This is a genomic window from Aporhodopirellula aestuarii (assembly GCF_023701485.1).
GTDB classification, from domain to species: Bacteria; Planctomycetota; Planctomycetia; order Pirellulales; family Pirellulaceae; genus Rhodopirellula; species Rhodopirellula aestuarii.
In genome coordinates, this window is sequence record NZ_JAMQBK010000075.1 from 1 (window position 1) to 12,889 (window position 12,889).

At 55.0% G+C, this 12,889-nt stretch carries 11 protein-coding genes and 1 pseudogene; all 12 read left to right on the plus strand.

The features are described 5' to 3' along the window. The first annotated feature begins 313 nt into the window (after positions 1-313). Positions 314-1,327: a GDP-mannose 4,6-dehydratase gene (locus NB063_RS25480; protein WP_250931857.1), complete on the plus strand. Its 1,014-nt coding sequence runs from the start codon at positions 314-316 to the stop codon at positions 1,325-1,327. A gap of 158 nt (positions 1,328-1,485) precedes the next feature. Beyond that, positions 1,486-2,430: a GDP-L-fucose synthase family protein gene (locus tag NB063_RS25485; protein ID WP_250931858.1), complete on the plus strand. Its 945-nt coding sequence runs from the start codon at positions 1,486-1,488 to the stop codon at positions 2,428-2,430. Positions 2,431-2,769: 339 nt separating this feature from the next. Continuing rightward, positions 2,770-3,807, plus strand: coding sequence for a GDP-mannose 4,6-dehydratase (gene gmd, locus NB063_RS25490; RefSeq protein ID WP_250931859.1), 1,038 nt, complete (start codon positions 2,770-2,772; stop codon positions 3,805-3,807). Between the two features lie 114 nt (positions 3,808-3,921). Next, complete coding sequence (rfbB, locus tag NB063_RS25495) at positions 3,922-5,157, plus strand: dTDP-glucose 4,6-dehydratase (RefSeq protein WP_250931860.1); 1,236 nt, start codon at positions 3,922-3,924, stop codon at positions 5,155-5,157. A 265-nt stretch (positions 5,158-5,422) separates the two neighbouring features. Beyond that, positions 5,423-6,331 (plus strand): sugar nucleotide-binding protein, encoded by a 909-nt coding sequence (locus tag NB063_RS25500; RefSeq protein ID WP_250931861.1) that lies wholly within the window; start codon positions 5,423-5,425, stop codon positions 6,329-6,331. Further along, a complete protein-coding gene (locus tag NB063_RS25505) occupies positions 6,321-6,671 on the plus strand; it encodes a four helix bundle protein (RefSeq protein ID WP_250931862.1) in 351 nt (116 codons plus the stop codon). The genes NB063_RS25500 and NB063_RS25505 overlap by 11 nt, the downstream gene beginning before the upstream one ends. A gap of 6 nt (positions 6,672-6,677) precedes the next feature. Next, positions 6,678-7,568 (plus strand): glucose-1-phosphate thymidylyltransferase RfbA, encoded by an 891-nt coding sequence (gene rfbA, locus NB063_RS25510; RefSeq protein WP_250931863.1) that lies wholly within the window; start codon positions 6,678-6,680, stop codon positions 7,566-7,568. Positions 7,569-8,503: 935 nt separating this feature from the next. Further along, complete coding sequence (locus NB063_RS25515) at positions 8,504-9,865, plus strand: nucleotide sugar dehydrogenase (RefSeq protein WP_261367593.1); 1,362 nt, start codon at positions 8,504-8,506, stop codon at positions 9,863-9,865. Between the two features lie 147 nt (positions 9,866-10,012). Beyond that, a complete protein-coding gene (locus NB063_RS25520; protein WP_250931864.1) occupies positions 10,013-10,381 on the plus strand; it encodes a COG3415 family protein in 369 nt (122 codons plus the stop codon). Positions 10,382-10,414: 33 nt separating this feature from the next. Continuing rightward, positions 10,415-10,870: pseudogene (locus tag NB063_RS25525) on the plus strand (ISAzo13-like element transposase-related protein); the annotation flags it as partial. Positions 10,871-10,992: 122 nt separating this feature from the next. After that, positions 10,993-12,156, plus strand: a complete 1,164-nt coding sequence (locus tag NB063_RS25530) for a glycosyltransferase family 4 protein (protein WP_250931866.1) — start codon at positions 10,993-10,995, stop codon at positions 12,154-12,156. Positions 12,157-12,395: 239 nt separating this feature from the next. Beyond that, complete coding sequence (locus NB063_RS25535; RefSeq protein ID WP_250931867.1) at positions 12,396-12,656, plus strand: hypothetical protein; 261 nt, start codon at positions 12,396-12,398, stop codon at positions 12,654-12,656. Positions 12,657-12,889: the final 233 nt, after the last annotated feature.

Consider the following 12,889-nt stretch of genomic DNA (forward strand, 5'->3'; position numbering starts at 1 on the left):
ATCCTTCAGTAATACAATCACCCTCCCTCTGGGAGGGTCGGACGCGAAAGCGGCCGGGGAGGGCTCCGTACTACTCACCTAGGCTGTGAATTTATCCACGTGGCCGTTCGCTCCCGCGAACGAGCGCACCTTTAATCTCCGCTTGCGGAGCATACGGCCACGTTGATTCGCCGCTGGCGAATAAATTCACAGCCTAACCGCAAAGAACTGACACCCAACCCTCCCCGCTCGTTCCTCGCGACCCTCCCAAGGGGAGGGTGAACGCCCTGTTCAACTCCCAACTCCCAACTCCCAACTCCCAACTCCCAACTACATGCCCTCTCAGCCCAAAACCGCTCTCATCACCGGAATAACCGGTCAGGATGGCTCGTATCTGACCGAACTTTTGCTGTCGAAGGGATACGTGGTTCACGGACTCGTGCGCCGGACCAGTAACACGGTCCGTTCGCGGTTGGATTCGCTGTTTCGTGACAAAAGCATCTACGATCATTCGTTGTTCCTGCACTACGCTGACCTCGATGACGCCACAACAATTCGGCGTATCCTGCTCAAAACGGAGCCCGATGAGATCTACCACTTGGCCGGTCAAAGTCACGTGGGCGTTAGTTTTGAAATTCCCGAATCGACGTGCCAGTTCACCGCCATGGGCACGCTGCGTTTGCTCGAAATGATCCGGGATCTCGACAAGCGTCCGCGTCTGGCGCACATCAGCAGTAGTGAGATTTTTGGTCGGCCGGATGTCTCACCACAGAACGAACTCACCCCGATGCGTCCCGTCACACCTTACGGTGTGGCGAAAGCCTTCGCGACGCAGATGGTCCAGGTCTATCGTCAATCGTTCGACTGCTTCGCTTGCAACGCGATCTGTTACAACCACGAATCCCCACGCCGAGGTGAATCATTCGTCACACGTAAGATCACCCGCGCCGCCGCAGCCATTTCATTGGGGCAACAGTCCGAACTGCGTCTCGGTGCGTTGGACGCCCGTCGCGACTGGGGCGATGCACAGAGTTACGTTGTCGCCATGTGGATGATGCTCCAACAAGACACTCCTGACGACTACGTGATCGCCACCGGTCGCACCCACAGCATCCAGGATTTTCTTGAGTTTTCATTCAATCACGTCGGACTCAACTGGCGTGACTACGTTGTCACGGACCCCAAATTCATCCGTCCCAACGACGTTGCCGACCTCTGTGGTGATCCCTCGAGAGCCATCGAGAAACTCGGCTGGACGCCAGCGGAAAGTTGCGAGAAACTTGCACAGCGAATGGTCGATCACGACCTCAAACTCCTCAACGAAAAACCCGCACCCATCAATTCCTAACCCACCCCACGTGGCCGATCGCTCCGCCGATCGAGCAACGAGGAATGAAGGAGTCTGGGAGGTCAAGGAGTCGGAATCACGCAATTTCACAGTCCAATCTTCGTGTCTTTCGCACTTTTCGTGGTAAAAAAACTCCCAACTCCCAATTCCTAACTCCCATGAATTACCAAAAAATCTTCGTCGCCGGGCACCGGGGTATGGTCGGTAGCGCACTGCTGCGTCAACTCTCCGCACTGAATGGTCCTCAACCCGAAGTGTTGACCCGTACCCGCGACCAACTCGATCTGTGTGATCAAGCCGCAGTGGAAGATTTCTTCGCGACCGAAAAACCCGACTGCGTGCTCTTTGCAGCCGCCAAAGTCGGGGGGATTCATGCCAACGCGACCTACCCGGCCGAATTTGGCTATCAAAACACCGCGATGGCGATGAATTGCATCCACTCCGCTTACCGGCACGCAACGAAACGGTTTTTGTTTTTAGGCAGTACCTGCATCTATCCCCGCAACGCTCCGCAGCCGATCCCCGAAAGCAGCCTCCTGTCTAGCCCATTGGAGCAAACCAACGAAGCCTACGCGCTCGCAAAAATCATGGGGCTCAAACTCTGCCAGTATTACCGCGAGCAGTACGGCGTCATGTTTCATTCGGCGATGCCGACCAACCTCTACGGCCCCGGCGACAATTACCATCCCGAGAATTCACACGTGATCCCCGGTTTGATCCGGCGGATCCACGAAGCCAAACAGAGCGGTGCCGATTCCGTTTCGGTTTGGGGATCGGGCAATCCGAGACGCGAATTTCTCTACGTCGACGATCTCGCCGCCGCCATCATGCACCTGATCACGCTGTCGAATCCGCCACATTGGGTCAACGTCGGCACCGGAACCGACCTCCGAATCGCCGACTTGGCCACCAAAATCGCTGAGGTAGTCGGCTTTGAAGGCGAAATCCATCAAGATACCTCCAAACCCGACGGCACACCCGTCAAACGCACCGACATCACGTTGATCAAAGCGACCGGCTGGCACCCGACCGTCGATCTCGACGAAGGCCTGGAAAAAACCTACGCCGATTTCCAAAACCACTACGAAACCTGCTCGAGATAACGCCCCATGCCATCTGCTTTCGCACTAACCGAATGGTTCTCATAGCGGAGCGGCGCGAGCCGCCCGGTGAATTCCGAACATCTTACTCCCTTCAACCGAGCGTCTTACGCCGCAAGGCTACCAAAGTAGATGGCATTGAGCTAACGCTCGTATTTGGAATCATCAGCACAACCAGACCAACCGACCAAGTCATCGCGTGGTGTCCGATTTAGGTATGCTTGGACCGTACGGAACACCTGGCTACGATCACACACTGTTGATCGTCGCGTCCCTGACACCATGCCCCTCGGCGATTTCATTTTCGGCCGTTAATCCCGTCTCCGCTTAATAACTTTTCTTATGTCGTCAACGCCCAACACATCGTCATCGAAATCAGCCCTGATCACCGGAATCACTGGCCAAGATGGATCATACCTCGCCGAACTTTTGCTTGAGAAAGGCTACACGGTTCACGGGATCGTCCGCCGATCGAGCACGTTCAATACCGACCGCATCGACCATATCTATCGCGACCCGCACGAAGCCGGCACGAGATTGCTCCTGCATTATGGCGACCTCACCGATGGGCAAAACCTGACCAACCTCGTGCTCGATGTCCAGCCAGACGAGATCTACAACCTCGGCGCGCAATCACACGTCCGTGTCTCCTTTGACGCCCCCGCTTACACCGTCCAGACCGTTGGAATCGGCGCTCTCAACGTGCTCGAAGCCGCCCGGCAGCTCAATAAATCCAAACCGACCCGGGTTTATCAAGCCAGCAGCAGCGAAATGTACGGCGAAGTCGTCGAAACGCCGCAACGCGAGACCACCCCGTTTAGTCCCCAGAGCCCGTACGCGTGTGCCAAGGTTTACGCGTTTCACCAAACTGTGAACTATCGCAAATCGTATGGTTTGTTCGCTAGCAATGGGATCCTGTTCAACCATGAATCACCCCGCCGGGGTGAAACTTTCGTTACGCGAAAAATCACCCGCGCCGCCACGCGCATCAAGCTCGGGTTGCAGAAAAAACTCTATCTCGGCAACCTCGACGCCAAACGCGACTGGGGTTATGCCAAAGACTATGTCGAAGGCATGTGGCGGATGCTTCAACACGACGAGCCCGACGATTTCGTCCTCGCCACCGGAGAGACGCAAACCATTCGCACGTTCCTCGATTACTCGTTCGGCTCGCTCGACCTCGACTGGAACGACTATGTCGAAATCGACCCGCGATATTTCCGTCCCGCCGAAGTAGACTTGTTATTGGGCGACAGTTCCAAAGCCAAAGAGAAATTGGGCTGGGAACCCAAGACCAGTTGCAAAGAGCTCGCCGAACTCATGGTCCAACACGACCTCGTCCTAGCCCAGCAAGAACTAGCCCAAAAAGCCACCTCCTAGCATTAACCCACAGTCGCCCACACCGTCGCCCGATCGCTCCGCCGATTGGACTCCAAGAATTACGAACTGACGGAGCAGTTCGGCGACAATCCCAACACCCAACTCCCAGCTCGCATGAAACTTCTCATCACCGGTGGCGCCGGTTTCATCGGCAGCAACCTCGTCCGACTCGCTCTCTCGCGTGGTCACGAGGTGCTCAACCTCGACGCACTCACTTACGCGGGGAACCTCACGTCCCTCAGTGACATCGAAGACAACCCGAACTACCGATTCGCCCAAGTCGACATCACTGATGCGGAGGTGGTCGACTCAGCCATCAGCGGTTACGAACCCGACGCCGTCATGCATCTTGCGGCCGAGAGCCACGTGGATCGTTCGATCGACGGTCCTGGCCAGTTTATCCAGACCAATGTCATCGGCACGTTTAATCTGCTGAAATCAAGCCTCAAACACTACCGCAGCTTATCCGCCGAAAACGCCGCTAAGTTTCGATTCCTGCACGTGTCTACCGATGAAGTCTATGGCAGCCTCGGCGAGTCCGGGCTCTTCACTGAAACCACGCCCTACGACCCGCACTCGCCGTACTCGGCCAGCAAAGCTTCGTCGGACCACCTCGCCCGGGCATGGAATGACACCTACGGCCTGCCCGTCTTGGTCACCAACTGCAGCAACAACTACGGCCCGTATCAATTCCCGGAAAAGTTGATCCCCGTGGTCGTCCTCAAATGCCTGCGGGGCGAACCGATTCCGGTGTACGGGAAAGGTGAGAACATCCGCGACTGGCTCTACGTCGAAGACCACTGCCGCGCCCTCCTCGACGTCGTCGAGCGAGGCACTCTCGGCGAAACCTACAACATTGGCGGCAACAACGAACGCACCAACCTCGAACTCGTCCAAACGCTCTGCAGTCTAATGGATGAACTCTGCCCAAGGGCAGAGAGCGGCGAGTCACGAGTGACTAGCAACGAGGAAAAACTTTACCCTCCCTCTGGGAGGGGCGAGCGAAGCGAGGGGAGGGTTTTACAAAGTCTCGAGCCTCGAGCCTCGAGCAGCGAGAACGAGCGGATCAAAAAAAAGCCAGTTCCCAATTCATCACCCTCCCGTCGGGAGGGACGAGCGAAGCGAGGGGAGGGCTACTCCTCCCTCATCACCTTCGTCACCGACCGCCCCGGCCACGATCTCCGCTACGCGATCGACGCCAGCAAAATAAAACGGGAACTAGGCTGGGAACCGCAAGAAAATTTCGAAAGCGGATTCCGCAAAACGGTCCAGTGGTACCTAGACAACGAATCCTGGTGGCAAAACATCCTTTCCGGCGACTACCAACTCGATCGGTTGGGGAAAAAGTAGTGAGAAACGAGAAACGAGAAACGAGAGACGAGAGACGAGAGACGAGAGACGAGCGTCAAAACGTCTGCAACCGGCCAATACCACCAACCACACGAAACCCAGTCCGCTTTTTTGTATCCTTAGAACATCTCGCAGCTGAGAACTTCCCCTCCGTCGCCCAATCGCTCAATACAGTCGCCCGATCGCTCCGCCGATCGGATTAGCCATTAGCCATTAGCCATTAGTATCTCGCATCTCCTATCTCGTATCTCTCCCCCAATAAAACTTGATCCTTCTACTCGGCCATACCGGATACGTCGGCAGCGCGTTCTCTCGCGAGTTCCAACGTCGCGACATCACCTTCCGTGGCATTTCCCGGCGTGATTCGGACTACACCCGCCTCGATCCGCTGATCGATTTGATCCGCGACTCGAAGGCGGATTTTCTTGTTAACGCTGCCGGCTACACCGGCAAACCCAACGTCGATGCATGCGAAATCCATAAATCCGAGTGCCTCCACGGCAACGCAGTGCTACCAGGAACGATCCGCGAAGCGTGTGAGGCGATCGGGACCCCGTGGGGGCATGTTTCCTCGGGCTGCATCTACACCGGACGACGTGAAGACGGCCTAGGATTTACGGAAAATGACACCCCCAATTTTTGTTTCCGCACCGATAACTGCAGCTGGTACTCAGGATGCAAAGCATTAGGGGAAGAAATTCTGGCTGACAGCGAAAGCACCTACGTCTGGCGACTCAGAATTCCATTCAATCGCGAAGACACCGCCCGCAACTACCTCTCAAAAATACTCCGCTACGATCGACTCCTCCAAGCCGAAAACTCGATTGCGCATTTAGACGAATTCGTGTCCGCATGTCTCGATTGCTGGATCAAGCGAGTTCCATTTGGGACCTACAACGTCACCAACACCGGCAGCGTCACGACCAAGCGGATCACCGAGCTGATTCAGAAACACCTGTCCCCCGAAAAACAATTCAACTTCTTCGCCGATGAAGCGGAGTTCATGCAAATCGCCGCCAAAACACCACGATCCAATTGTGTGATGGACAACAGCAAGCTCCTCGCCACCGGCATCCCGATGCGAAATGTCGAAGACGCGATCGTTCGCAGCCTTCAAGGCTGGCGAACTGAGAAGCGAGAGGCTAGGAGCGAGAAGCGAGAAGATGTCGTTTGAAGATCTTGATATTTGGAAGCGTTCGGCACGTTTGTCAGCGACTCTCTATCAAATGTTTCGCGATCTAAAGGACTGGGGGTTCCGAGATCAAATCACACGCAGTGGGCTTTCAATTCCATCGAACATTGCCGAAGGTTTCGAGCGGGAAAGCCCCGCTGAGATTGCAAGGTTTCTAACCATTGCCAAAGGGTCCGCGGGCGAACTGATCACACAGATCTATATCGGAATCGAGGCCGGGTATATCGACAAAGCCATTGGCCGAGCATGGGTCACAGAGTTAAAAGAGCTATCAGCGATGATGGCGTCACTAATCCGTAAACACCGAAATCCGCAAATTTAACTTCTAGTGTCTAGCTTCTCTCTCTCTCCGCCGAAGGGCATCATCCTCGCTGGCGGCTCCGGCACCCGGCTGCATCCCATCACGCGTGCGGTCAGCAAGCAGTTGGTTCCGGTTTATGACAAACCGATGATCAACTACCCCCTCAGCACGTTGATGCTGGCGGGGATCAAAGACATTTTGATCATCTCAACCCCCCACGATCTCCCCGCGTTTGAGCGTCTTTTTGGTGACGGCAGTGAACTGGGGCTAATTTTCAGCTTCGCCGAACAAGCAAAACCGGAGGGGCTTGCACAAGCCTTCATTATCGGTGCCGATTTTGTGGGCGATGATCGAGTCGCGTTGGTATTGGGCGATAACATTTTCTACGGGCAAGGATTCCGCAAGATTCTCATCAGTGCCGCGGATCGAACCTCTGGGGCGACGGTGTTCGGCTACCGGGTCACCGACCCCAGCGCGTACGGGGTGGTGGAGTTCGATAAGACCGGCAAGGCGATCAGTATCGAAGAGAAACCCAAGCGACCCAGATCCAATTACGCCGTACCCGGCCTGTATTTCTACGACAATGACGTTTTGAGCATCGCGGCAGGCCTGAAACCATCGGCGCGCGGTGAGCTTGAGATTACTGACGTCAATCGAGCGTACATGGATCGTGGCGATCTGCATGTCGAACTGTTCAGCCGCGGATTTGCCTGGCTTGACACCGGGACGAAGGACAGTCTGCTGGACGCGTGCAACTTTGTCGCGGCGGTTGAAAAGCGGCAAGGCCTCAAAATCGCGTGTCTCGAAGAAATCGCCTACAGCCAAGGCTTCATCGACCGAAATCAGCTCCTCTCGCTAGCCGCAGCCTATCGCAACGATTACGGGGAATATTTGGAGCGAGTAGCGAGTAGCGAGTAGCGAGTAGCGAGATTCGAGATTCGAGATTCGAGATTCGAGATTCGAGATTCGAGAAATTCTGCGGTTTGGGGGGCGTCGAGTGCCATATCTCATCCATCCTTCTCCCTCAATAGTCGCCCGATCGCTCCGTCGATCGGCTCCCCTCAATCTCACCGCTCGTCCCTGCCTACTCTTCTCTTCGTGGAGAGTCGAGCGAAGCGAGGAGAGGGCCCCGGGCACACAAAAACACAACGCTCAGGCGGCCGCACCGCCCCCTGCTTTACTGGCCGGCAGGTCCCCACCATCGTCGCCCGATCGCTCCGCCGATCGGATCCCCCAAAAACTTCACCGCTCGTTTCTCGCAGCTCGCGTCTCTTCCCCATTCTCCCCCAGGGAGAGTCGAGCGTAGCGAGGAGAGGGCTATAATCGCGTCAAAACTCAATTCGCAGGCGTCCATCGCCTTCCCTCGCTCGTGCGGCTGGCAGGTCCCCACCGTCGCCCGATCGCTCCGCCGACCGGATTTCCCACTAGCCACTAGCTTCTAGCTCCTCCAATTACGCAGATTGCGCAACTTATCCGATGAAGATCAAATAACCCCCCCAATCTCTCCGCCTCTGTCATTGCAAAATCGCCCTCCGCGAACGATGCTTTGACCATCTAGGCGGAATCTTTTAACTTGCCCTCAAACGCAAGCCATTTCGCCCATTCCTACCCTCGACGTAGGTGCCACCCCAGCGGAATTGAAAGCCTGGAACGTGTCACCCAAAGGGACAAAGTCCGCGCTAATTTTGCGTGCACAGAGATCGTCACCGGGCGGAGCATTTGCTCAAACTCGCCCTTTACCCTCGGTCTTTCGCATTACGTGAGAACGGCCGGCAACCCTACGCACGCCTGCGTTGCCAAGAAACCAACGCAGGCCTGTGTCCAGCAACGCCCCTCAACTTTGACTCGTCACCATGGCTGCACTCGTGAATTCTGATCAGACATCCCATTCGTCCGAATTCATTTCGAAGGTCAATACGCGATCAGCGACAATCGGTGTCGTGGGGCTCGGGTATGTCGGGCTTCCGCTGACGCTGGCGTACGCCGGCGGCGGTTTCGAGACACTCGGTTTTGACATCGACGCAGTAAAATCAGATGCAATCAATGCCGGCAGAAGCTATATCAAGCACATTGCCGCGGATTCGATTGCCGCGCAAGTCAAAGCCGGCAACCTCAAGGCGACCACGGAGTTCAAGCAACTCAAGGATGTCGATGCGATCATCCTCTGCGTTCCAACGCCACTGGACGAGCATTTTGAGCCTGACCTCTCCTACGTCGTCAGCACGATCGAGGCGATTCTGCCCCACTTGCGTGCCGGCCAAACGATTAGTCTCGAAAGCACCACGTATCCGGGAACGACTGAGGAAGAACTCGTCTCGCGAATCGAAGCCGCAGGTTTCGAGGTTGGCAAAGACATTTTCGTCGTCTACTCGCCCGAACGTGAAGACCCCGGTAACCCCGAGTTCGCTGCCACCAACATCCCAAAGGTCGTCGGTGGTCACACGCCTGCCTGTCTAGGAGCGGGTAAGGCACTTTACGGCAGCGTATTCGATCAAGTTGTCCCCGTGAGTAGCACCAAGGTCGCTGAGCTGACCAAGTTGCTCGAGAACATCTACCGCAGCGTCAACATCGGCCTTGTTAACGAACTCAAGCTTGTTGCCGACCAAATGGGCATCGATATTTGGGAAGTTATCGCCGCCGCCAGCACCAAACCTTTTGGCTTCAAAGCATTCTACCCCGGCCCCGGGCTAGGCGGCCACTGCATCCCGATCGACCCTTTCTATCTCACCTGGAAAGCACGCGAATTCGGCGTTCACACCCGTTTTATCGAACTTGCCGGCGAGGTCAACCGAGCCATGCCTGCTCATGTGGTTTATCGCTGTGCCGAGGCGCTCAATCGTCAAAAGAAGTCAGTCAACGGCAGCAAGGTTTTGCTCATTGGTTTAGCCTACAAGCCCAATGTGGACGATGATCGCGAGTCGCCTTCCTACGAACTGATAGATCGCCTCGCTAAGCAAGGCGCGGAGGTCAATTACTACGACCCGTATGTCCCGATGATTGGTATGACCAGAGGGCACGCTCACTTGGCGGGTACCCCTAGCGTATCTTGGGACAAGAAGACGATCACATCCTACGACTTGGCGCTTATCTCGACGTGGCACGCGTGCCTCAACATTGAAGAGCTGGTGAGTTGGTCGAAGTGCATTGTCGACACACGCAACGCGACAGCGTCGCTGCCTGAGGAGGTTCGCCAGGCCAAAGTCCTGAAGGCTTAGGGCCGGTTCCAAGTGATAAAGCGGCTTCGATGGCAGGCTCGACAATAATCGTAGAAGTGCGTGTTGTTAGAGCATTTTCCTTTTTGATATAGGTCGATTCAAACCTCGGCGATAAACTGCGTACTTCTGGCTCAAGGAGGTGCACAGATGAGAGCGTTGAGTATGGGTTTGCGAGAACGGATCTTGGCTGCTGTTCTAGAAGGCAATGAGAGTATGCCGAAAATCGCTGCCCGGTTTTCGGTCAGTCACAAGATGGTGCAAAAGCTGAAGTATCAATGGCGTGACCTGGGAACGCTTGAGCCCCAGACTCACAAAGTGGGGCGAAAACGCCTGTTGAGCGAAAAACAGTGCAAGCGGCTCGATCAGCTTGTGTGCAAGGATTCCAGTCTCACGCTTGAGCAGCTTCGTTCGAAATTGCGAGTATACTGCTGCCTGAAGACGATCTGGATGGAACTACATCGTCAGCGACATACGCATAAAAAAGTCGCTGCATGCCAGCGAGCAAGAGCGAAGTGACGTCAACGAACGAAGGATACTGAAGCAGGTACGGGCGAGCTGGCTGCGGACGCAGTTCGTCGTTACTGGTATCGAATGGGACAGTCACGCTACTCAGGGGTCGGGGGGATTTTAGTACTGGCTGATTGTGGTGGCAGCAACGGATACCGAGTTCCACTGTATCGAGAACGACTTCATCGAGTGGCCCAGCTGCTGGGCATTCCAATCCGAGTCGCTCACCTCCCGCCGTACTGCAGCAAATACAATCCGATTGATCACCGCCTGTTCTGTCATCTGACACAAGCCATCAGCGGTCGCTTGCTCGAGTCACTTTCCTGGATGCAGTTGCTGTTCTCCAAAGTCAGCACGCGAACCGGACTCAGAGTCATTTGCGAATTAGCTCGCAAAACCTATCAAACCGGCATCAAAGCGGAAGCGGAATTTCGTCAAAACGAACCGACAGAACGTGATGAAACTCTCGGTCAATTCAACTATGTTCTACCAGCATGAAATCCCGAAGTTATTTCCGAACGGCTCCTAAGCAATCCCTTGGCGCAATCTACAATCCTCCGGCTCTCGCGTGTCGGCCGTCGACACACAATTAATACAGTAGAGGCTCCCTGAGAATGGTCTTGTTATACCTTGCCGATAGTGTCTACGCACGTTGTGGGGACGATGTTTATGGCCTTCGCGTATTCGGAAAAGAATTCTTCGAGGACTACTTGAAGGTGTTTGACTCCGTGGTCATCTGCGCTCGCGAGGAAATAGTCGACAGGCCACCTGCGGGCCGCCCGCAGGTAACCTCTGACCGTATTCGTTTTATTGGGATTCCAAATGTCCACGGCTGGAAGTGGATGATGGGTATTAACCAGCAATCAAGGAAAACGTTAGAAGAGTCATTGGCAATCGCTGACGCCGTGGTTGCTCGTGTTCCTTCGAGCTTAGGCGAAGCTGGGATGTACGCTGCACGACGTGTCGGGAAACCATTCTTGGGAGAGGTTGTTGGGGATCCTTGGGATTCGATTTCAAACTACGGTTCTAATCCAATCTACAAATTGTTCGCGCTCTGGTATTTCTATCGATTTCAACGGTTTGTAAAGGGTCTCGACATGGCGTCCTATGTTAGCCGTCGCGTTCTTGAACGTCGTTATCCAGCCCATGCAGACGCTGCGACAGAGGAGTACAGTTCGATTCGGCTCCCTGGCGATTTCATTTTGTCGCCAAGAACTTACAAAAATTCGCCTCGCCCAATTGCCATGTTATGCCTCTCCAGTTTCTTGGGGTATAAACGACACGTCGACCTCATTAATGCGTGCAGCGTTCTCAAGCAACGCTCGATACCTTTTACACTGCACTTGGTGGGAGACGGGCCAACCCAGTCGCAGATCAGGAAGAAAGTTGCTTACCTAGGAATCACTGAGGACGTAGTCTTCCATGGGTACATCGCCGACCCGAGGCTATTGTTGGAAAAGATCGATGCTTGCCATGTGACTGTTGTTCCATCTGCACAGGAAGGACTGCCTCGTTCGATGCTTGAAGGAATGGCACGCGGCCTCGGTGCGATCGGTTCCGATGTCGGAGGAATTCCCGACTTGACTAGAGACAGTGAGTCATTTGCAACCGGAGACTACGAGCGTCTAGCAGACATCCTTACCGAGGTCGCAACGGACCCGGGCAGGCTCTCGGAAATGAGTGCCCATGCGATTGGCATAAGCCAAAATTACACGAGCCGAATTCTATCGCCTCGAAGGGTCCGGATGTACACATTGCTGCGTGATCGGGTTTCAAGGCCTTAGTGCTGCGGTTCATCCGACGGATGTGTGCGAGAGTTTGGATGACATTGAAAGTGCGGCGTATGGATAAAGCATCGCGAACATACTGTTTTCCAAGGGGAGTTCTCGCGTCTGCTTTGGGTAATGGTAATTGTTCGCCGTTTTATAAGGGGTGTTCTTTGACTTAATTTTTTTGGATAGGCTTGTTTTCCGTAAGCACGGGAAATCGATGTCCGGATCGTGGGCGCTGAGAGCGACGCGAAATGACTCGACGGGGCGAATGCTTGGCTGGTCGAGTCGATTCTCGAGCGTTCGGCGTTGTTGATCGACGTGACGCGTTGGGTGGGCGCTTCGGTGGCGAGTTGGGAGATGCGGCGATGGAGGTGCTCGTGCGAGCGAGGTTCCGCGTTCCCGATGACAGGAAAGCCCGTGACTGTTCGAGGCGTTTTGCCAGCGACGGCGAGAGCTATCTTAAGTTTCTGGTGCCTGCCGACCGGGAGTTGGCTAGCAGTCTCACCGAATAAGCGGTTCGTTTCTTGGTGATTGATCGCGAGGTGACCAAGGGCAGCAAGAGTGAAGGCGGGCAATGTTTGTTCGAAAAAATTTGGGCGACATTAGAGATCTGCTCGGGGCAAAACAAATCGCTCGTGGGTGTTCTGCAGGCATCGCTAGAGCGCTCGGAAGCGTCCCAATAATTGTTGAAAGATGGTCTCCCGGAGGGCGGAATCTGCCCTTCACAATTTTCCAATTTTCGTCG

Coding starts and splice junctions, on each gene's coding strand:
- NB063_RS25535 (WP_250931867.1), top strand. CDS start 12,396: ATGACTCGACGGGGCGAATGCTTGGCTGGTCGAGTCGATTCTCGAGCG.
- NB063_RS25515 (WP_261367593.1), top strand. CDS start 8,504: ATGGCTGCACTCGTGAATTCTGATCAGACATCCCATTCGTCCGAATTC.
- NB063_RS25480 (WP_250931857.1), top strand. CDS start 314: ATGCCCTCTCAGCCCAAAACCGCTCTCATCACCGGAATAACCGGTCAG.
- NB063_RS25505 (WP_250931862.1), top strand. CDS start 6,321: ATGTCGTTTGAAGATCTTGATATTTGGAAGCGTTCGGCACGTTTGTCA.
- NB063_RS25485 (WP_250931858.1), top strand. CDS start 1,486: ATGAATTACCAAAAAATCTTCGTCGCCGGGCACCGGGGTATGGTCGGT.
- gmd (WP_250931859.1), top strand. CDS start 2,770: ATGTCGTCAACGCCCAACACATCGTCATCGAAATCAGCCCTGATCACC.
- NB063_RS25520 (WP_250931864.1), top strand. CDS start 10,013: ATGAGAGCGTTGAGTATGGGTTTGCGAGAACGGATCTTGGCTGCTGTT.
- rfbB (WP_250931860.1), top strand. CDS start 3,922: ATGAAACTTCTCATCACCGGTGGCGCCGGTTTCATCGGCAGCAACCTC.